This window comes from Streptomyces sp. NPDC006551 (assembly GCF_040611675.1).
Lineage (GTDB): Bacteria > Actinomycetota > Actinomycetes > Streptomycetales > Streptomycetaceae > Streptomyces.
Window position 1 is genome coordinate 125,781 of record NZ_JBEXOT010000007.1, and the last position, 17,777, is coordinate 143,557.

General features: G+C 71.5%; 19 protein-coding genes and 1 riboswitch. Of the genes, 9 read left to right on the plus strand and 10 right to left on the minus strand.

Going from position 1 to position 17,777, the window contains the following annotated elements:
• Window positions 1–3: 3 nt before the first annotated feature.
• The 5 genes from ABZY12_RS10685 to ABZY12_RS10705 all read right to left on the minus strand — a co-directional run bounded on the left by ABZY12_RS10685 (window position 4) and on the right by ABZY12_RS10705 (window position 4,208).
• Window positions 4–813: a hypothetical protein gene (locus ABZY12_RS10685; RefSeq protein ID WP_356888932.1), complete on the minus strand. Its 810-nt coding sequence runs from the start codon at window positions 811–813 to the stop codon at window positions 4–6.
• Window positions 814–864: 51 nt separating this feature from the next.
• On the minus strand, window positions 865–1,782 hold the full coding sequence (metF, locus tag ABZY12_RS10690) for a methylenetetrahydrofolate reductase [NAD(P)H] (RefSeq protein WP_356888933.1): 918 nt from the start codon (window positions 1,780–1,782) through the stop codon (window positions 865–867).
• A gap of 56 nt (window positions 1,783–1,838) precedes the next feature.
• Complete coding sequence (gene thiE, locus ABZY12_RS10695; RefSeq protein ID WP_356888934.1) at window positions 1,839–2,501, minus strand: thiamine phosphate synthase; 663 nt, start codon at window positions 2,499–2,501, stop codon at window positions 1,839–1,841.
• A gap of 83 nt (window positions 2,502–2,584) precedes the next feature.
• The gene (locus ABZY12_RS10700; RefSeq protein ID WP_137989908.1) at window positions 2,585–2,950 is read right to left on the minus strand and encodes an Rv2175c family DNA-binding protein; all 366 of its coding nucleotides are present in this window, start codon (window positions 2,948–2,950) and stop codon (window positions 2,585–2,587) included.
• 43 nt (window positions 2,951–2,993) lie between these two features.
• Window positions 2,994–4,208 carry an FAD-dependent oxidoreductase gene (locus tag ABZY12_RS10705; protein WP_356888935.1) on the minus strand — a complete coding sequence of 405 codons (1,215 nt, stop codon included), beginning with the start codon at window positions 4,206–4,208 and terminating at the stop codon, window positions 2,994–2,996.
• A 186-nt stretch (window positions 4,209–4,394) separates the two neighbouring features.
• A riboswitch (TPP riboswitch) is annotated at window positions 4,395–4,507 on the plus strand.
• 9 nt (window positions 4,508–4,516) lie between these two features.
• Between ABZY12_RS10705 and thiO the strand changes: the two genes are divergently transcribed.
• The 6 genes from thiO to ABZY12_RS10735 all read left to right on the plus strand — a co-directional run bounded on the left by thiO (window position 4,517) and on the right by ABZY12_RS10735 (window position 10,394).
• Window positions 4,517–5,683: a glycine oxidase ThiO gene (gene thiO / locus ABZY12_RS10710; protein ID WP_356889013.1), complete on the plus strand. Its 1,167-nt coding sequence runs from the start codon at window positions 4,517–4,519 to the stop codon at window positions 5,681–5,683.
• Window positions 5,680–5,889, plus strand: coding sequence for a sulfur carrier protein ThiS (gene thiS, locus ABZY12_RS10715; protein ID WP_356888936.1), 210 nt, complete (start codon window positions 5,680–5,682; stop codon window positions 5,887–5,889). The genes thiO and thiS overlap by 4 nt, the downstream gene beginning before the upstream one ends.
• Window positions 5,890–5,894: 5 nt before the next feature.
• Window positions 5,895–6,689, plus strand: a complete 795-nt coding sequence (locus tag ABZY12_RS10720) for a thiazole synthase (RefSeq protein ID WP_356888937.1) — start codon at window positions 5,895–5,897, stop codon at window positions 6,687–6,689.
• A 350-nt stretch (window positions 6,690–7,039) separates the two neighbouring features.
• Entirely contained in the window at window positions 7,040–8,902 is a 1,863-nt protein-coding gene (gene pknB / locus ABZY12_RS10725) for a Stk1 family PASTA domain-containing Ser/Thr kinase (protein ID WP_356889014.1), read from the plus strand.
• Window positions 8,903–8,908: 6 nt separating this feature from the next.
• On the plus strand, window positions 8,909–9,760 hold the full coding sequence (locus ABZY12_RS10730; protein ID WP_356888938.1) for a deoxyribonuclease IV: 852 nt from the start codon (window positions 8,909–8,911) through the stop codon (window positions 9,758–9,760).
• A 79-nt stretch (window positions 9,761–9,839) separates the two neighbouring features.
• A complete protein-coding gene (locus ABZY12_RS10735; RefSeq protein ID WP_356888939.1) occupies window positions 9,840–10,394 on the plus strand; it encodes a DUF4396 domain-containing protein in 555 nt (184 codons plus the stop codon).
• 29 nt (window positions 10,395–10,423) lie between these two features.
• Here the strand turns inward: ABZY12_RS10735 and ABZY12_RS10740 are convergent, their stop codons facing one another.
• Window positions 10,424–11,056 carry a sulfite oxidase-like oxidoreductase gene (locus tag ABZY12_RS10740; RefSeq protein WP_356888940.1) on the minus strand — a complete coding sequence of 211 codons (633 nt, stop codon included), beginning with the start codon at window positions 11,054–11,056 and terminating at the stop codon, window positions 10,424–10,426.
• Window positions 11,057–11,231: 175 nt separating this feature from the next.
• Between ABZY12_RS10740 and bfr the strand changes: the two genes are divergently transcribed.
• A complete protein-coding gene (gene bfr / locus ABZY12_RS10745) occupies window positions 11,232–11,708 on the plus strand; it encodes a bacterioferritin (RefSeq protein WP_356888941.1) in 477 nt (158 codons plus the stop codon).
• A 44-nt stretch (window positions 11,709–11,752) separates the two neighbouring features.
• Here bfr and ABZY12_RS10750 read toward each other — a convergent pair whose 3' ends face one another.
• Both ABZY12_RS10750 and ABZY12_RS10755 read right to left on the minus strand, forming a co-directional pair.
• Window positions 11,753–12,007, minus strand: a complete 255-nt coding sequence (locus ABZY12_RS10750) for a (2Fe-2S)-binding protein (RefSeq protein WP_356888942.1) — start codon at window positions 12,005–12,007, stop codon at window positions 11,753–11,755.
• Window positions 12,008–12,145: 138 nt separating this feature from the next.
• Entirely contained in the window at window positions 12,146–13,495 is a 1,350-nt protein-coding gene (locus tag ABZY12_RS10755; protein WP_356888943.1) for a class II 3-deoxy-7-phosphoheptulonate synthase, read from the minus strand.
• 101 nt (window positions 13,496–13,596) lie between these two features.
• Here ABZY12_RS10755 and ABZY12_RS10760 point away from each other — a divergent pair, with 101 nt between their 5' ends.
• Together ABZY12_RS10760 and ABZY12_RS10765 are read left to right on the plus strand one after the other, a co-directional pair.
• Window positions 13,597–13,653: a trp operon leader peptide gene (locus tag ABZY12_RS10760; RefSeq protein ID WP_078513512.1), complete on the plus strand. Its 57-nt coding sequence runs from the start codon at window positions 13,597–13,599 to the stop codon at window positions 13,651–13,653.
• Window positions 13,654–13,747: 94 nt separating this feature from the next.
• The gene (locus ABZY12_RS10765; protein ID WP_356888944.1) at window positions 13,748–15,616 is read left to right on the plus strand and encodes an anthranilate synthase family protein; all 1,869 of its coding nucleotides are present in this window, start codon (window positions 13,748–13,750) and stop codon (window positions 15,614–15,616) included.
• Window positions 15,617–15,619: 3 nt separating this feature from the next.
• On the opposite strand, the gene ABZY12_RS10770 is transcribed toward ABZY12_RS10765, so the two are convergent.
• Both ABZY12_RS10770 and ABZY12_RS10775 read right to left on the minus strand, forming a co-directional pair.
• Window positions 15,620–16,618, minus strand: a complete 999-nt coding sequence (locus ABZY12_RS10770) for a 2-hydroxyacid dehydrogenase (RefSeq protein WP_356888945.1) — start codon at window positions 16,616–16,618, stop codon at window positions 15,620–15,622.
• Between the two features lie 109 nt (window positions 16,619–16,727).
• Window positions 16,728–17,756, minus strand: coding sequence for a 6-phosphofructokinase (locus tag ABZY12_RS10775; RefSeq protein ID WP_356888946.1), 1,029 nt, complete (start codon window positions 17,754–17,756; stop codon window positions 16,728–16,730).
• Between the last annotated feature and the right edge of the window lie 21 nt (window positions 17,757–17,777).

The following is a 17,777-nucleotide window of genomic DNA, read 5'->3' on the forward strand; positions in this document are numbered from 1 at the left end:
GCGCTAGTAGCGGTACTGCTGGTCGTTGCCGTTGCCGTAGTACTCCTGGCCCTGCTGTTCGGCGGGCTGCTCGCCGTCCCGCTGCTGCGGCACCCAGACGCCGCCGGGCGGGGTGTCGTAGGTGTAGGAGGGTGCGTAGGGGTCGGCGTACGGCTGGGGGCCCGCCGTGCCGTAGTCGTACGAGGTGTACTGCTGGCCGTCGGTGCCCGGGCCGATGTACGGGTCGGAGTAGGCGGCGTACTGCTGCTGCTCGGTGCCGTAGTCGTAGGCGGGCTGTTCATAGGCGGGCTGTTCGTAGCCCGGCGTCGCGTAGGGGTCGTAGCCCGTGCCGTAGGCGGTCTGCGCCTCGGGCTGGGCGGGGGCGTGGTCGTACGCGGGGGTGTAGACGCCGTACTGGCCCGTCTCGTCGGGCATCGGCTGGGGCTCGTAGACGGCGGTGGTCTCGGCGGCCGCCGGCTCGGGGTCCACCGGCTCGTAGGAGACCTCGGTGACCTCCAGGGTGGGGCCCGCGGCCCCGGCCGGTGCGGCGGCGGACCTGCGGCGGCGGCTCACGCCGGGCCTGCCGCCGAGCGCCCAGCCGGTGGAGAAGCCGCGACGGAAGGAGAGCGTCACATAGGTCTGCCCGACGGCGAAGGCCACGGCCCCGGCGATGATCACCGCGACCGACGGCAGCAGGACGCCGAGGACGACGCCCAGGAAGCCGCAGAAGGCGAGCACACGCCAGCGCAGCCGCGCCTTGTACTGCAGCAGCACCTCACCCAACAGCCACAACGCGACGACACCGAACGCGATGTAGAGGACCGTCCACCCCATGCCCGCCCCTCTCCTACGGCCACCGCCGCGGGTCTGGGGCGGGTACGCCGGTCACGGCTGCTCGTGCAGTCCGAGGTTTTCGTAGATCTCGAGCGTCGCGGTGGAGTTGTTCAGCGTGATGAAGTGCAGTCCGGGGACACCCTCGGAGAGCAGACGTGCGCAGAACTCCGTCGCGAACTCGATGCCAATGGAGCGTACAGCGGCGGGATCGTCCTTGACGGCGAGGATGCTCTCTTTCACAGCCGCGGGGAAGACCGCGTTGCTCAGCTGGGGCAGCCGGTCGAGGGTCCTGACGTTCACCACGGGCATGACTTCGGGGATGATCGGCGTGTCACAGCCGGCCTTCTCCACGCTGTCGCGCATCCGGAGATAGTTCTCCGGGTCGAAGAACATCTGCGTGATGGCGTAGTCGGCGCCCGCGCGGCACTTGTCCACGAAGTGCCGGATGTCCGTGTCCCAGTCGGTGGAGCGCGGGTGCATCTCGGGGAAGGCGGCGACGCCGACGCAGAAGTCGCCGGACTCCTTGATCAGCCGGACCAGGTCGGCGGCGTACTGGACGCCCTCCGGGTGCTCCACCCACTCCCCCAGCGGGTCGCCCGGCGGGTCGCCGCGCAGCGCGAGCATGTTCCGGATCCCGGCGTCGGCGTACTGGCCGAGGACGTTGCGCAGCTCGGCGACCGAGTGGTCGACGGCGGTGAGGTGCGCCACCGGGGTGAGGGTGGTGTCGGCGGCGATCTGCTGGGTGGCCTTGACCGTCCCGCCACGGGTGGACCCGCCGGCGCCGTAGGTCACGGAGACGAAGCTCGGTCCGACCGCCTCGACTCTTCGCAGGGCGTTCCACAGGCTCCGCTCGCCCTTCTCGGTCCGGGGCGCGAAGAACTCGAAGGAGTACGAGGACTTCCCGGACGCGAGGATGTCACGGACCGTGCGTGCGCGGTCCGTGCGGGTGGAAGCGGTACCAAGGGCCATACGGGCAGGTTAGACGGGGTGCCGCCGCCGATGGAGCAGAGTCCGAAAGATGGACATCATCCGTTCGCCCTTTCGCGGACCCGCTTGGCCAGCCGGGCCGCCGCCGCGGCCGGGTCGTCGGCCTCGGTGATCGCCCGGACGACGACGACACGGCGGGCGCCCGCGTCGAGGACCTCGTCGAGGGTGGTCTCGTCGATCCCGCCGATGGCGAACCAGGGCCGGTCCTGTCCTTCGGCTTCCAGGGAGGCCGCGTACCGCACGAGCCCGAGTCCCGGCGCGTACCGCCCGGGCTTGGTGGGGGTGGGCCAGCAGGGCCCGGTGCAGAAGTAGTCCACGCCCGGTTCGGCGGCGGCCGCGGCCACCTCGGACTCGGCGTGGCAGGAGCGGCCGATCAGCACCTCGTCGCCGAGGACGGCCCGGGCCGCGGGGACGGGCAGGTCGCCCTGGCCCAGGTGCAGCACGTCGGAGCCGATGGCGTGGGCGACGTCCGCCCGGTCGTTCACGGCGAGCAGCTTGCCGTGCCTGCTGCAGGCGTCGGCGAGGACGGCGAGATGCTCCAGCTCCTCGCCGGCCTCCATGCCCTTGTCGCGGAGCTGCACGATGTCCACGCCGGAGGAGAGCACGGCGTCGAGGAACGCGGGCAGGTCGCCCTGGCGCTTGCGGGCGTCCGTGCAGAGGTAGAGCCGGGCGTCGGCGAGCTGTGCGCGTGGCGTGGACATGGGTGCTCCCCCGGGGGCTGCGGCGGTCCCGTGGGGCCGGGCGGGCCCGGCCCCACGGGATCTCCTGTGGTGTCTTGGGTGCGTCAGACGGCGAGCGCCTGGGCGCGGCGCTTCACCTCCGTGCCGCGATTCTCGCTGAGGGCCTGCGCGGGCGTGCCCGGCAGGGTCGGGTCGGGAGTGAAGAGCCACTCCAGCATCTCTTCGTCGGTGAAGCCGTCGTCCTTCAGGAGCGTCAGGGTCCCGGAGAGACCCTTGACCACCTTGTCGCCGTCGATGAAGGCGGCGGGGACCTGAAGCGCCCTGTTCTCACCGCGGCGCACGGCGATGAGCTGGCCCTCCTTGACCAGCTGCCGTACGCGCGTCACCTCGACATCGAGCATTTCCGCGATGTCGGGGAGGTAGAGCCAGGCGGGGACGAGAGCATCGATTCTTGCGTCAATCTCGGTCACGGGACCAGCCTGCCATCCCGGACCGACAGTCGGAAGCCGGGCCCTATTCGACGGCCGCCTTCAGGGGTACGGAGGGGTCGGTCGCCCGCTCCAGGGCGACGCGCATGCCCGCCTCGATCAGTTTGCGGCCCTGGGCCAGATCGCGGGGGCGGCCGACGGCGAGCAGGGCGACCAGGACGCCGGCGCGCAGCCAGAGGACGGACCAGGAGGCGCCGGCCGGGTCGCCGCGCCGGACCAGCTCGTCGGCGCCCGTGTGGTGCCCGGCGTACTGGACGAAGCGCCCGAACTGCTCGGACCAGAAGTACGGCACCGGGTCGTAGACCCGGGGGGTCTCGCCGATGATGTCGGCCGCGACCGTGCGCGGTCCCTGGAGGGCGTTGTCCCAGTGGTGGACCAGGAGCCGCTCGTCGTAGCGGGCGGAGGGGAAGGAGGCGCAGTCGCCGACGGCGTACACGTCGGGCAGGGAGGTCCGGAGCCGGTCGTCGGCGGTGATCGAGCCGCCCGCGTCCAGGGCGATGCCGGAGCCGTCGAGCCAGTCGGTGGCGGGCCGGGCCCCGATGCCGACGACGACGGCGTCGGCGGGCAGCGTCCGGCCGTCGGCCAGGACGACACTGCCGGGTTCGATCCGCGCCACGCGCGCGTGGGTGAGGAGAGCGGCGCCGCTCTCCTCGTACCACCGGGCCATCGGGGCGGCGACGTCGGCGGGCAGCGCGCCCGCGAGCGGCCGGTCGGCGGCCTCGACGACGGTGACGGCGCAGCCGGCCTCGCGCGCGGCGGTGGCGAACTCGGCGCCGATCCAGCCCGCCCCGACCACCACGATGTCGTGGCGCCGCTCAAGGACGGGCTTGAGCCGGGCGGCGTCGTCGAGGGTGCGCAGCAGGTGGACGCCGGGCACGCCCTCGGTGCCGGGCAGGGTGACCGGCTGGGCTCCGGTGGCGACGACCAGTACGTCGTAGGGCACCGGCCCGGCCTCGGTGTCGATCTCGTGGGCTTCGGCGCGCAGGCCGGTCACTTCGAGGCCGAGGCGCAGCTCGATGGAGAGTGCTTCGAAGTCGACGTCGAAGGCCGAGTCCTCGGCCTTGCCCAGGAGTACCGCCTTGGAGAGCGGGGGCCGGTCGTAGGGCTGGTGGGGCTCGGCTCCGATCAGGGTGACGGGGCCCGCGAAGCCCTGCTCGCGCAGGGCGACGGCGGTCTGCACTCCCGCCATGCCGGCGCCCACGATCACGACGTGCTGCTGTGCCTGCTTCTGCTCGCTCACCCGATCACCTTACGCATCTGACGGGACGTCAGGAAGGTGGCCGCTCCACCGAGCCGGTGCCGGAACCTTCCAGGGACTCCCCTGCCCGGCACGGCTCCCGCCGAACGCGCCCGGGGAGTGACGTCGGTCCCATGGCGGAGGCTCCCTACTCGGCGCGAAGGGCGGGGGATAGTCTGACCGTCAACGTAGAGCACTCACGGGAGCCCGGACGCACCGGGCTGAGAGGGAGGCTGACCGGCCTCCGACCGTACGAACCTGATCCGGGTCATGCCGGCGAAGGGAGGGGCTGGACGCCCATGCCATCACGTATGCCACACGTCCGTACGTCCTGTGACGTCCTCGTCATCGGGGGCGGGATCATCGGCCTCGTCACGGCCTGGCGCGCGGCGCAGCGCGGGCTGCGCACCGCCGTGGCCGACCCCGAACCCGGCGGCGGGGCCGCACGGGTCGCGGCCGGCATGCTCGCCGCCGTCACCGAACTCCACTACGGCGAGGAGACCCTGCTCGGGCTCAACCTCGCCTCCGCCCGCCGCTACCCGGCCTTCGTCGCCGAACTGAGCGACGCCACGGGCCACGACGTGGGCTACCGCTCGTGCGGGACGCTCGCCGTCGCCCTCGACGCGGACGACCGGGCGCATCTGCGGGAGCTGCACGCCCTGCAGACCCGCTGCGGTCTGGAGTCGGAGTGGCTCAGCGGGCGTGACTGCCGCCGGCTCGAGCCGATGCTCGCTCCGGGGGTGCGGGGCGGGCTCCGGGTCGATGGCGACCACCAGGTCGATCCGCGCCGGCTCGCCGCCGCGCTGGTCGTCGCCTGCGAACGCGCCGGTGTGGTCTTCCACCGGAGCGTCGCCGACCGTCTCACGGTCGTGCGCGACCGGGCCGCGGGAGCGGTGTTCGCGGACGGCACGGAGCTCGCGGCCGACCAGGTCGTCCTGGCCGCGGGCAGCCTCAGCGGCCGGCTCGGCGGCGTACCGGAGGAGGCTCTGCCTCCGGTACGGCCCGTCAAGGGGCAGGTGCTGCGGCTGACCGTGCCGCCCGCGTACGCGCCGTTCCTGTCCCGCACGGTCCGGGCCGTGGTACGCGGCAGCCACGTCTATCTGGTGCCGCGCGAGAACGGCGAGCTGGTCGTCGGCGCGACCAGCGAGGAGCTCGGCTGGGACACCACGGTCACGGCGGGCGGGGTGTACGAGCTGCTGCGCGACGCGCACGAGCTGGTGCCGGGCATCACCGAGCTGCCGCTCACCGAGACCCGGGCGGGTCTGCGGCCCGGGTCCCCGGACAACGCGCCGCTGCTCGGCCCGAGCGCGCTGCCGGGCCTCCAGCTGGCCACCGGCCACTACCGCAACGGGGTGCTGCTCACGCCCGTCACCGGCGACGTCATGGCGGAGGTGCTGACCACCGGCACGCTCCCGGACGAGGCCCGCCCCTTCACCCCCCGCCGCTTCTCTCCCGTACGTCTGGAGCAGCCCGCATGAACGTGCTGAACGTGTCCGTGAACGGGGAGCCGCGCGAGCTCCCCGGCCCCGTCTCGCTCGACGCCCTCGTCGCCACCCTGACCGCGGCCCCCTCGGGGGTGGCCGCGGCCGTCAACGAAACCGTCGTGCCGCGCGGCCAGTGGTCCGCGACCTTCCTCGGCGAGGGCGACCGCGTCGAGGTCCTCACAGCGGTGCAGGGAGGCTGAGCGCGATGTCCGACGACGTGTTCCTTCTCGGCGGTACGGAGTTCTCCTCGCGTCTGATCATGGGCACGGGCGGCGCGCCCAGCCTGGACATGCTGGAGCGCTCGCTGATCGCCAGCGGTACGGAGCTGACCACGGTGGCGATGCGCCGCCTGGACCCGACCGTGCAGGGCTCGATCCTGTCGGTCCTGGACCGGCTCGGCATCCAGGTGCTGCCCAACACGGCGGGCTGCTTCACGGCGGGCGAGGCCGTGCTGACCGCCCGGCTCGCCCGGGAGGCGCTGGGCACGGAGTGGATCAAGCTGGAGGTCGTCGCCGACGAGCGGACCCTGCTGCCGGATCCGGTCGAGCTGCTCGACGCGGCCGAGACGCTGGTGGACGACGGCTTCACGGTCCTTCCGTACACCAACGACGACCCCGTGCTCGCCCGGAAGCTGGAGGACGTGGGATGCGCGGCGATCATGCCGCTGGGGTCGCCGATCGGCTCCGGGCTCGGCATCCGCAATCCGCACAACTTCCAGCTGATCGTCGAGCGGGCGGGAGTGCCGGTGATCATGGACGCGGGGGCGGGGACGGCGTCGGACGCGGCGCTGGCGATGGAGCTGGGGTGCGCGGCGGTGCTGCTGGCGTCGGCGGTGACGCGGGCGCAGGAGCCGGTGCTCATGGCGTCGGCGATGCGGCACGCCGTCGAGGGGGGCCGGCTGGCGTGGCGGGCCGGCCGCATCCCGCGCCGCCACTTCGCGGAGGCCTCGTCCCCGACGGAGGGCCTCGCCGCCCTGGACCCGGAACGCCCGGCGTTCTGACCGTGTGACCTTCACCGCGTCACACCGCCCGCCCGGACGGCCCCGGCCGGACGGCGAGTGAGTCGAAGGGGCGCGCGGCCGTCGAAAGGGAGAGCGCGCGCAGCCCGCGAGGAACGAGCGGGTGAGCACGGTCGTCCGTCGACGGACGCTGAGAGCGCGCCGGAGGTGAACCGAGCCCTTTAGACCCCGTCCCCATCCCCGTCCCCGCCCCGCCCGTCACAGGTGCGCTGCAGTCGGGCGGCGGCCGGGACCGGGCGTCCGTGGGGGCTCGTAGACTCGAGCCCGTGGACACGACCCTCCAGGACCCGTCCCCCAGCCCTTCGGGCTGGGAAGACCCCATCGTCGGGCAGCTGCTCGACGGCCGCTACCGCGTCGACGCACGCGTCGCCGTCGGAGGCATGGCCACGGTCTACCGGGCCGTCGACACCCGTCTCGACCGGGTGCTCGCGCTCAAGGTGATGCACCCGGCGCTGGCGGCCGACGCCGTCTTCGTCGAGCGGTTCATCCGCGAGGCGAAGTCGGTCGCGCGCCTCTCCCACCCCAATGTCGTCGGGGTCTTCGACCAGGGCGCCGATGGCGCGTACGTCTATCTCGCGATGGAGTACGTCGCCGGCTGCACCCTCCGCGACGTGCTGCGCGAGCGCGGCGCCCTCCAGCCCCGGGCCGCGCTCGACATCCTGGAGCCCGTGCTCGCCGCCCTCGGCGCCGCGCACCGGGCCGGGTTCGTACACCGGGACATGAAGCCGGAGAACGTCCTGATAGGGGACGACGGCCGGGTCAAGGTCGCCGACTTCGGTCTCGTACGGGCCGTCGGCTCGGCCACGGACACCACCGGCTCCGTCCTCGGCACCGTCTCGTACCTCGCCCCCGAGCAGATCGAGCACGGCACCGCCGACACCCGCGCCGACGTGTACGCCTGCGGTGTCGTCCTGTACGAGATGCTGACCGGAGGCAAGCCGCACGACGGGGAGACGCCCGCCCAGGTCCTCTACCGGCACCTCAACACCGACGTACCGGCCCCTTCCGCCGTCGTCCCCGGGCTCGCCCTCGAACTGGACGAGCTGGTGGCGAGCGCCACGGCCCGCAACCCCGATGTCCGTCCGCACGACGCCGTCGCGCTCCTCGCGCTGAGCCTGGACGCCCGCGCGACGCTCGGTGAGGAGCAGCTCGACGCCGTACCGCCGCAGGCGCGCATCGAAGGGGGCGTGCGGGACCACGACCGCTCCGAGGACCGGACCAGCGTCATCCCGCGCGCGGTGCCGCGGCACACCAGCCGGATCACGATGCCGCCGGAACCGCCGCCGGAGCGACGGCCCCGCCGTGCTCCTCGCCGCGGCCCGCTCCTCGTCCTCGCCGCCGTCCTGCTGGCCCTCGGGATCGGCGGCGGTGTCTGGTACATCAACTCCGGCCAGTTCACCCGCGTCCCGGCCGTGCTCGGCCAGACCGAGGCCCAGGCCGGCGAGCGGCTGAGGGACGCGGGTCTGGACGTCGGGCAGACCCGGCGCGCGTTCAGCGAGGTCTACGAACGCGGCACGGTCATGGCCACCGATCCCGCCCCGGGCGAACGCATACGCGGCAACGGCACGGTGACCCTGACCCTGTCCCGGGGCCCCGAGGTCGTGAAGGTCCCCAACCTCAAGCGGAAGCCGCTCACGGAGGCCAAGCGACTGCTCGCGGAGGAGGGTCTGGCACCCGGTGTGGTCACCGAGGCCTTCAGCCAGGACATCCCGCAGGGCGCCGTGATCAGCTCCGACCCCGAGCCCGGCACCGAGCGCGCCCCCGACTCCGCCATCGCGCTGGTCGTCAGCAAGGGCATCCCGATCGACGTTCCCGACGTGGCCGGGGCGTCGGTGGCCGACGCCACCGAGACGCTCCAGGACGCCGGTCTCACCGTGAAGATCGCGGCGGAGCGGATCCACTCCCCGGAGGCGGCCGGTTCGGTCGCCGCCCAGTCGCTCGCCGAGGGCAGCCGCGCCGCCGAGGGCGACACGATCACCCTCACCGTCTCCAAGGGCCCGCGGATGGTCGCCGTCCCCGACGTCACGGGTGAGAAGGCCGACGCGGCACGCGACCGGCTCGAGGACGCGGGCTTCGAGGTGAAGGTCGAGAAGACCTTCCCCTTCCTCGGCGACACCGTCGCGAGCCAGTCCGTCGAGGGCGGCTCCACCGCCCCGGAGGGCTCCACCATCACCCTCACGATCAAGGGACTGTAGAGACTCATGCGCAACCCCGTCGGCGGCCATGTCCCCGTGGCCGGCGGCCTCGCCACCACCGGTCTCGCCTACGCGCGCGACCTGGGCGCCGAAGCCGTCCAGGTCTTCGTCGCCAACCCGCGCGGCTGGGCCACCCCGGTCGGCAACCCGGTACAGGACGAGCGGTTCCGCACCGAGTGCGAGGCCGCCGGGATCTCGGCCTGGGTCCACGCCCCTTACCTGATCAACTTCGGCTCCCACACCGAGGCCACCGTCGAGCGGTCGGTGGAGTCGCTGCGGCACTCGCTGCGCCGCGCCCGGGAGATCGGCGCGAAGGGCGTGGTCGTCCACACCGGCTCGGCGACCGGAGGCCGTCCGCGCGGGGAGGCGCTGGCGCAGGTACGGGAGCGGATGCTGCCGCTGCTCGACGAGCTGACGCACGTGGACGACCCCTTCCTGCTCCTGGAGTCGACGGCCGGCCAGGGCTCTTCGCTCTGCTCGCGAACCTGGGACTTCGGGCCGTACTTCGACGCGCTCGACCACCACCCCAGGCTCGGCGTCTGTCTGGACACCTGCCACATCTTCGCCGCCGGCCACGACCTCGCGGGGCCGCACGGCGCGATCCAGACCCTCGACCTGCTGGTCGAGTCGGTGGGCGAGGGCCGGCTGAAGCTGATCCACGCCAATGACTCGAAGGACGTCGTCGGCGCGCACAAGGACCGGCACGCGAACATCGGGGCGGGTCACATCGGCCAGGAGGCGTTTCGCGCGCTGATGCGCCACCCGGAGACCGAGGGCGTGCCGCTGGTCATCGAGACGCCGGGCGGGAAGGAAGGGCATGTGGCGGACGTGGAGCTGCTGAAGAAGCTCCGGGAGTGATTTCCTGTTGAGGAATACCCCAGGGGGGTATACGGTTCTTGCATAGGCAGGAACCGCTACCCGTCGTTGGGGGCTCGTCATGCAGCACGAAGCGCACACCCACCACCCCAGCCACGAGAACCACGAGAACCACGCCGTCCACAACAGCCACGGCAGCCACGCCCATCACAGCGCCCACCAGCACCACGGCGGTGGCAAGGTCAGCTGGTCCATGGCGATGAAGGCGACGCTGCACTGCCTCACCGGATGTGCCATCGGCGAGGTCCTCGGCATGATCATCGGAACCGCGCTCGGCTGGGGCAACGCACCGACGATGGCGCTCGCCATCGTCCTGGCCTTCTTCTTCGGTTACTCGCTGACCCTCTGGGCGGTCGTCCGCGCGGGGCTGAGCCTGAAGGCGGCCATCGGCGTCGCGCTCGCCGCCGACACCCTCTCCATCACCGTGATGGAGGTCGTCGACAACGGCGTCCTGCTGCTGGTGCCGGGCGCCATGGACGCGCACCTCACCGACGGACTCTTCTGGGGCGCGCTGGCCTTCGCCTTCCTCGTCGCCTTCCTGATCACCACGCCGTTCAACAAGTGGATGATCGGCCGCGGCAAGGGCCATGCGGTGGTCCACCAGTACCACCACTGAGACCGATCGGGGCGGACGGTCCGGGGCGGCTACAGCTCCGGGCCGTCTCCCGGTTCCTCCTGGTAGGAGTAGCGCTGCTCGGTCCAGGGGTCGCCGATGTTGTGATAGCCGCGCTCCTCCCAGAAGCCACGGCGGTCGGCGGTCATGTACTCCACGCCCCGGACCCACTTGGGCCCCTTCCAGGCGTACAGATGCGGCACCACGAGCCGCAGCGGGAAGCCGTGCTCGGCGGTGAGCAGCTCGCCGTCCTTGTGCGTGGCGAAGATCGTGCCCTCGGCGGCGAAGTCGGAGAGCCGCATATTGGCGCTGAAGCCGTACTCGGCCCAGACCATCACATGGGTGACATTGGCGGCCGGCGGGGCCAGTTCGAGGATCGTACGGGCGGGCACACCCCCCCATTCGGCCCCCAGCATGCTGAATTTCGTCACGCAGTGCAGATCGGCCACGACCGTCGAGAACGGCAGCGCCGAGAACTCCTCGTGATTCCAGCACCGCTTGTCGCCGTCGGCCGTCGCGCCGAAGACCCGGAACTCCCAGCGGTCCGGCTTGAACTTGGGCACGGGGCCGTAGTGGGTGACCGGCCAGCCGCGCTGCAGCCGCTGTCCCGGCGGAAGATCCGACTGCCCCGCTTCCCGGTGTACTCCGCTCTCCGGCTGACCCATGTCATCCATGGTGACAGACGGCGAGGGGTGGTCATGACCAGTGAACGCGCCCGCAGTGCCGTATCCGGGCAAGTCCCACTAAGCCTGCACTTACTGGACGCCCCCCATCCGTGGTGCAAAGATGCGGCCATCCTGCCCAGTCACGACGTAGACATGCGTGGAAGGAGCCTCTGCGATGCAGGGCGACCCCGAGGTCCTCGAGTTCCTCAACGAGCAGCTGACCGGCGAGCTGACGGCCATCAACCAGTACTGGCTGCACTACCGCATCCAGGACAACAAGGGCTGGACCAAGCTCGCCAAGTACACCCGCGAAGAGTCCATCGATGAGATGAAGCACGCGGACAAGCTGACCGAACGCATCCTGATGCTGGACGGCCTGCCCAACTACCAGCGGCTCTTCCATGTGCGGGTCGGCCAGACGGTCAAGGAGATGTTCGAGGCGGACCGTCAGGTGGAGGTGGAGGCGATCGACCGCCTCAAGCGGGGGATCGAGGTCATGCGCACCAAGGGCGACATCACCTCGGCCAACCTCTTCGAGGAGATCCTCGCCGACGAGGAGCACCACATCGACTATCTCGACACCCAGCTGGAGCTGATCGAGAAGCTCGGCGAGGCGCTCTACCTCTCGACGCTGATCGAGCAGCCGAGCTAGCCGCCCACTCGGCACAGGGCGGTCCGGAGCGCCCGCAGAGCGGCCTAGGCGGCCTCAGAGAGCCCGTCGGGAACGGAGAGGTCCGTCGCCAGGGCAGGCATGCCCTGGTCCAGCAGCTCCCGTCGAGGGCAGTTGCCGCGCCCGAGGATGGCCTGGATCCGCCGCACGCAGGAGCCGCAGTCGGTTCCGGCCTTGCAGGCGGAGGCGATCTGGCGAGGCGTGCAGGCGCCCGCGTCCGCGTGCTCCTTGACCTGCTTCTCCGTGACACCGAAGCATGAGCAGACGTACACGCGGTTCACCTCCCGCCGAGATCGATAAGGCTAACCTAACCTTACCCGGCGCCTCTGGCGGGTAAAAGCCCTGTCAACGACTGTGGGGCGCGGATCACATGGATCCGCGCCCCACAGTCGTAGGAACACACCTACTGATCGCGACCGCTAGTCGCGGTAGAGCTCCGCCACCAGGAACGCGAGGTCGAGCGACTGGCTGCGGTTGAGCCGCGGGTCGCAGGCCGTCTCGTAGCGCTGGTGCAGGTCGTCGACGAAGATCTCGTCGCCGCCGCCCACGCACTCGGTGACATCGTCACCGGTGAGCTCGACGTGGATGCCGCCCGGGTGCGTACCCAGCGCCTTGTGGACCTCGAAGAAGCCCTTGACCTCGTCGAGCACGTCGTCGAAGCGGCGGGTCTTGTGGCCGGAGGCGGCCTCGAAGGTGTTGCCGTGCATCGGGTCCGTCACCCAGGCGACGGTCGCGCCGGAGGCGGTGACCTTCTCGACCAGCTCCGGGAGCTTGTCCCGGACCTTGTCGGCGCCCATACGGACGATGAAGGTCAGCCGGCCCGGCTCGCGCCCCGGGTCCAGGCGGTCGATGTACGTCAGCGCCTCGTCGACCGAGGTCGTCGGCCCCAGCTTGATCCCGATCGGGTTCGCGATCCGCGAGGCGAACTCGATGTGGGCGTGGTCCAGCTGACGGGTGCGCTCACCGATCCAGACCATGTGGCCGGAGGTGTCGTACAGCTTGCCGGTCCGCGAGTCGGTACGGGTGAGGGCGCCCTCGTAGTCGAGCAGCAGCGCCTCGTGGGAGGCGTAGAACTCGACCGCGCGGAACTCGGCCGGGTCGGTGCCACAGGCCTTCATGAAGTTCAGGGCGTTGTCGATCTCGCGCGCCAGCTGTTCGTAGCGCTGGCCCGAGGGGGACGACTTCACGAAGTCCTGGTTCCAGGCGTGCACCTGGCGCAGGTCGGCGTAGCCGCCGGTGGTGAAGGCGCGCACCAGGTTGAGCGTGGAGGCGGACGCGTTGTACATCCGCTTCAGGCGCTCCGGGTCCGGGACGCGGGCCTTCTCGTTGAAGTCGAAGCCGTTGACCGAGTCGCCGCGGTAGGTCGGCAGCGTCACGCCGTCGCGGGTCTCGGTCCCCTTCGAGCGGGGCTTGGAGTACTGCCCGGCGATGCGGCCGACCTTGACGACGGGCACGGAGGCCGCGTACGTCAGGACGGCGCTCATCTGGAGCAGCGTCTTGAGCTTGGCACGGATGTGGTCGGCGGAAACGGCGTCGAAGGCCTCGGCGCAGTCGCCGCCCTGGAGCAGGAACGCCTCGCCACGGGCGACGGCTCCCATCCGGGCGCGCAGCTGGTCGCACTCGCCCGCGAAGACGAGCGGGGGATACGACTCGAGGTCCGCGATCACATCGCGCAGAGCCTCGGCATCGGGGTACTCGGGCTGCTGCGCCGCGGGCAGGTCTCGCCAGGTCGCCTTGGCGACGGCGTGGGATTCAGCGTTCACGGTCACGCAACCAACAGTACGTGGCGAAAAGCGACGTCCAAGCCAGTGACCGCTGGGTGAGACGGATGAGACGGACACGACAGGATCCATGGGCTACGATCGCCGACATGTTCGCGCAGACGACCCAGAACTGGTGGTGGACCGCTCATCCGGCGGCCCACTGACTGCGCGTACTCCGAACACGCGAAGGCCGCCCGAGGGGCGGCCTTCTTCTGTTTCCCGGGCCGTTCCTCTCCGCTCCACGGAAGGAACGCAACGATGGACCTCTCCCGTCTCCTGGACGACTCCAGCCCCCCGTTCGCGCTGCTGCGCCGCCGCACCCCGGGCCGTGACCACGACACCGTCGAGGTGCTGATCGGCTCCGTCCACGAGGCCGAGCGCCTCGCCGAGCTGCCCGTCGGCGCGCTGCCCACCCTCGCCCTGGTGCCGTTCCGGCAGATCCGCGAGCGCGGCTTCGAGGTCCGTGACGACGGCACCCCGCTCTCCGTGCTGGTCGCGGAGGAGGCGTACGAGCTGCCGCTCGCCGACGCACTCGCCCGGCTTCCGGCGCACGAGGTACGGGTGGAGGACGGCGGCTTCGACGTGTCCGACGGTTCGTACGCCGAGACCGTGCGGCGGGTGATCGACGAGGAGATCGGCTCCGGCGAGGGCGCCAACTTCGTCATCCGGCGCACCTACACCGGCGAGATCCCGGGCTTCGGGCGCGCCGACGCGCTGGCCCTCTTCCGGCGGCTGCTCACCGGCGAGCGGGGCGCGTACTGGACCTTCGTCGTCCACACCGGGGACCGGACGCTGGTCGGCGCGAGTCCGGAGGCGCACGTGCGGATGTCCGGGGGGACGGTCGTGATGAATCCGATCAGCGGCACCTACCGCTACCCGTCCGGCGCCGCGCCGACCGCCGACGATCTGCTGGCCTTCCTCGCCGACCGCAAGGAGACCGAGGAGCTCTCCATGGTGGTCGACGAGGAGCTGAAGATGATGTGCACGGTCGGCGACATGGGCGGGGTGGTGGTCGGGCCGCGGCTCAAGGAGATGGCCCATCTCGCCCATACGGAGTACGAGCTGCGCGGCCGTTCGTCCCTCGACGTACGGGAGGTGCTGCGGGAGACCATGTTCGCGGCGACCGTCACCGGCTCGCCGGTGCAGAACGCCTGCCGGGTCATCGAGCGCCACGAGGCCGGGGGGCGGGGCTACTACGCCGGCGCTCTGGCCCTGCTCGGTCAGGACGAGAACGGCGCCCAGACGCTGGACTCCCCCATCCTCATCCGTACCGCCGACATCTCCGCCGGCGGACGGCTGCGCGTGCCGGTCGGCGCGACGCTGGTCCGGCACTCCGACCCGGCGGGCGAGGTCGCCGAGACCCACGCCAAGGCGGCGGGCGTGCTCGCCGCCCTGGGGGTACGGGAAGGGCGGCCCCGCGACGAGTCGCCCCTGGCGCCGCGGCTGGCCGACGACCCGCGGGTGCGGGCGGCGCTGGACGCGCGGCGGGCCGACCTGGCGCCGTTCTGGCTGAAGATGCAGGTGCGGTCGGCGGAGCTGTCCGGCCATGCCCTGGTGATCGACGCGGAGGACACCTTCACCGCGATGCTCGCCCATCTGCTGCGCTCCTCCGGCCTGGAGGTCTCGGTCGTCCGCTACGACGAGCCGGGGCTGCGGGAGCTGGCGCTCGCGCACGACGGTCCGGTGGTGCTCGGCCCGGGCCCCGGCGACCCGGGCGACGCGGCCGATCCGAAGATGCGGTTCCTGCGCGGACTGACCGCCGAGCTGGTACGGAACCACCGCCACGGCCTGCTCGGCGTCTGCCTGGGGCATGAGCTGATCGCGGCCGAGCTGGGCCTGGAGATCGTCCGCAAGCGGGTCCCGTTCCAGGGCGCGCAGGTGCGGATCGACCTCTTCGGACAGGAACGGACGGTCGGCTTCTACAACAGCTTCACCGCCCGCTGCGACGACCGGACCGCCACCGAGCTGGCGCTGCACCGGATCGAGGTGAGCCGGGACGCCGGCACGGGCGAGGTCCACGCGCTGCGCGGCCCGGGCTTCGCGGGCGTCCAGTTCCACCCGGAGTCGGTGCTGACGAGGGAGGGGGCGGAGCTGACGGCGTCCCTGCTCGCGGCCGTACTGGTCTGAGGTTCAGGGAGCCGCCGGGACCAGGACGTTCTCGCCGCGTCGGCCCGCGAGGTGGTCGAGGACGTTCTGGAGGGTGGTGTCGATGATCTGTCCGACCGCGTCGGCCGTGTAGTACGCCTGGTGGGAGGTGACCACGACGTTGGGGAAGGTCACCAGGCGGGCCAGGGTGTCGTCCTCGACGACCTCCAGGGACTTGTCGAGGAAGAAGAGCCCGGCCTCCGCCTCGTACACGTCGAGCCCCACACCGGCGAAGCGGCCCGCGCGCAGCTCGACGACCAGCGCCTCGGTGTCGACGAGGCCGCCGCGGCTGGAGTTCACCAGGATGGCGTCGTCCTTCATCTTCTTGAGGGCGGCGGCGTCGATGAGGTGCCGGGTGGCCGGCAGCAGCGGTACGTGCAGGCTGATCAGGTCGGACTCGGCGAGGAGCCGTTCCTTCTCGACGTACTCCATGCCGAGTGCGGCGCAGGCCGGGTTCGGGGCGACGTCCCAGCCGAGCAGGTTCATGCCGAAGCCGTGGGCGATCCGGGTGAAGGCCTCGCCGATCTTGCCGGTGCCGAGGACACCGACCGTCCGGCCGCGCAGGTCGCGACCCATGAGACCGTCGAGCCGGAAGTCGAAGTCGCGGGTCCGGTTCGAGGCGCGGACGATCCGCCGGTTGACCGCCATCGCCAGCGTCCAGGCGAACTCGGCGACGGAGTACGGGGAGTAGTACGACACCCGGGCGACCGTGAGCCCGAGCCGTTCGGCGACGTCGAGGTCGATGTTGTTGAAGCCGGTGGAGCGCTGGGCGATCATCTTCGTCCCGCCGTCGGCGAGGATGCGCAGGACCCGGGCGCCGAGGTCGGCGTTGACGCTGGTGGACACGATCGGGTGGCCGGCCGCGATGGGGGCGGTGTCCTCGGTGAGGAAGACGTCCAGGCAGCGGATGTCGTGGTGGCCGTGGAAGGCCTTCTCCAGCAGCGGCTTCTCGTCCGCCTGCACACCGAACGCCAGGATCTCCACGGAGCTCCTCCGGGTTCTGCCGGATATGTCTCGTACCCGGCGAATATACGACTCCCGGAGGCGCTTCGCGTTCCGTCCCCGTCCCGGGCGAAGGTCTCGGCCGGGGGCCTCAGCCGAAGAAGACCCCCACCTCGGCGTAGAGCGCCGGGTCGACCGTCTTGAGGCGGGCCGTGGCCTGCGCGATCGGGACGCGGACGATGTCGGTGCCGCGCAGGGCGACCATCTTCCCGAAGTCGCCGTCGCGCACCGCGTCGATGGCGTGCAGACCGAACCGCGTGGCGAGCCAGCGGTCGAAGGCGCTCGGCGTGCCGCCCCGCTGCACATGGCCGAGGACGGTGGTCCTGGCCTCCTTGCCGGTCCGCCGCTCGATTTCCTTGGCGAGCCACTCCCCCACACCCGAGAGCCGGACGTGCCCGTACGAGTCGAGCGTCCCGTCCTTGAGGACCATGTCCCCGTCCCGGGGCATCGCCCCCTCGGCGACGACCACTATCGGGGCGTACGTGGCCTTGAAGCGCGAGGTGACCCAGGCGCAGACCTGGTCGAGGTCGAAGCGCTGCTCGGGGATGAGGATGACGTTGGCGCCGCCGGCCAGGCCGGAGTGGAGGGCGATCCAGCCGGCGTGCCGGCCCATGACCTCCACCACCAGGACCCGCATATGGGACTCGGCGGTGGTGTGGAGACGGTCGATGGCCTCGGTGGCGATACCGACGGCGGTGTCGAAGCCGAAGGTGTAGTCCGTGGCGGAGAGGTCGTTGTCGATGGTCTTGGGAACCCCGACGCACGGGACGCCGTACTCGTCGACCAGCCGGGCGGCGACGCCGAGGGTGTCCTCGCCGCCGATCGCGATCAACGCGTCGACCTCGCTCTTGGCGAGGTTCTCCTTGATGCGGTGGATGCCGTTCTCCACCGTCAGCGGGTTGGTGCGCGAGGAGCCGAGGATGGTCCCGCCGCGCGGCAGGATGCCGCGGACGGCGGGGATGTCGAGAGGCACGGTGTGGCCCTCCAGCGGTCCGCGCCAGCCGTCGCGGAAGCCGGTGAAGTCGTAGCCGTACTCCTGGACGCCTTTGCGGACGATGCCGCGGATGACCGCGTTGAGACCGGGGCAGTCGCCGCCCCCGGTCAGTACGCCGACGCGCATGGAGCTCTCCTTCGCCGTGGC

Excerpts from the sequence above, each read along its gene's own strand:
- ABZY12_RS10685 (WP_356888932.1), bottom strand. The coding sequence starts at position 813 with ATGGGGTGGACGGTCCTCTACATCGCGTTCGGTGTCGTCGCGTTGTGG.
- metF (WP_356888933.1), bottom strand. The coding sequence starts at position 1,782 with ATGGCCCTTGGTACCGCTTCCACCCGCACGGACCGCGCACGCACGGTC.
- thiE (WP_356888934.1), bottom strand. The coding sequence starts at position 2,501 with ATGTCCACGCCACGCGCACAGCTCGCCGACGCCCGGCTCTACCTCTGC.
- thiO (WP_356889013.1), top strand. The coding sequence starts at position 4,517 with ATGCCACACGTCCGTACGTCCTGTGACGTCCTCGTCATCGGGGGCGGG.
- thiS (WP_356888936.1), top strand. The coding sequence starts at position 5,680 with ATGAACGTGCTGAACGTGTCCGTGAACGGGGAGCCGCGCGAGCTCCCC.
- ABZY12_RS10720 (WP_356888937.1), top strand. The coding sequence starts at position 5,895 with ATGTCCGACGACGTGTTCCTTCTCGGCGGTACGGAGTTCTCCTCGCGT.
- ABZY12_RS10730 (WP_356888938.1), top strand. The coding sequence starts at position 8,909 with ATGCGCAACCCCGTCGGCGGCCATGTCCCCGTGGCCGGCGGCCTCGCC.
- ABZY12_RS10735 (WP_356888939.1), top strand. The coding sequence starts at position 9,840 with ATGCAGCACGAAGCGCACACCCACCACCCCAGCCACGAGAACCACGAG.
- ABZY12_RS10740 (WP_356888940.1), bottom strand. The coding sequence starts at position 11,056 with ATGGGTCAGCCGGAGAGCGGAGTACACCGGGAAGCGGGGCAGTCGGAT.
- bfr (WP_356888941.1), top strand. The coding sequence starts at position 11,232 with ATGCAGGGCGACCCCGAGGTCCTCGAGTTCCTCAACGAGCAGCTGACC.
- ABZY12_RS10765 (WP_356888944.1), top strand. The coding sequence starts at position 13,748 with ATGGACCTCTCCCGTCTCCTGGACGACTCCAGCCCCCCGTTCGCGCTG.
- ABZY12_RS10775 (WP_356888946.1), bottom strand. The coding sequence starts at position 17,756 with ATGCGCGTCGGCGTACTGACCGGGGGCGGCGACTGCCCCGGTCTCAAC.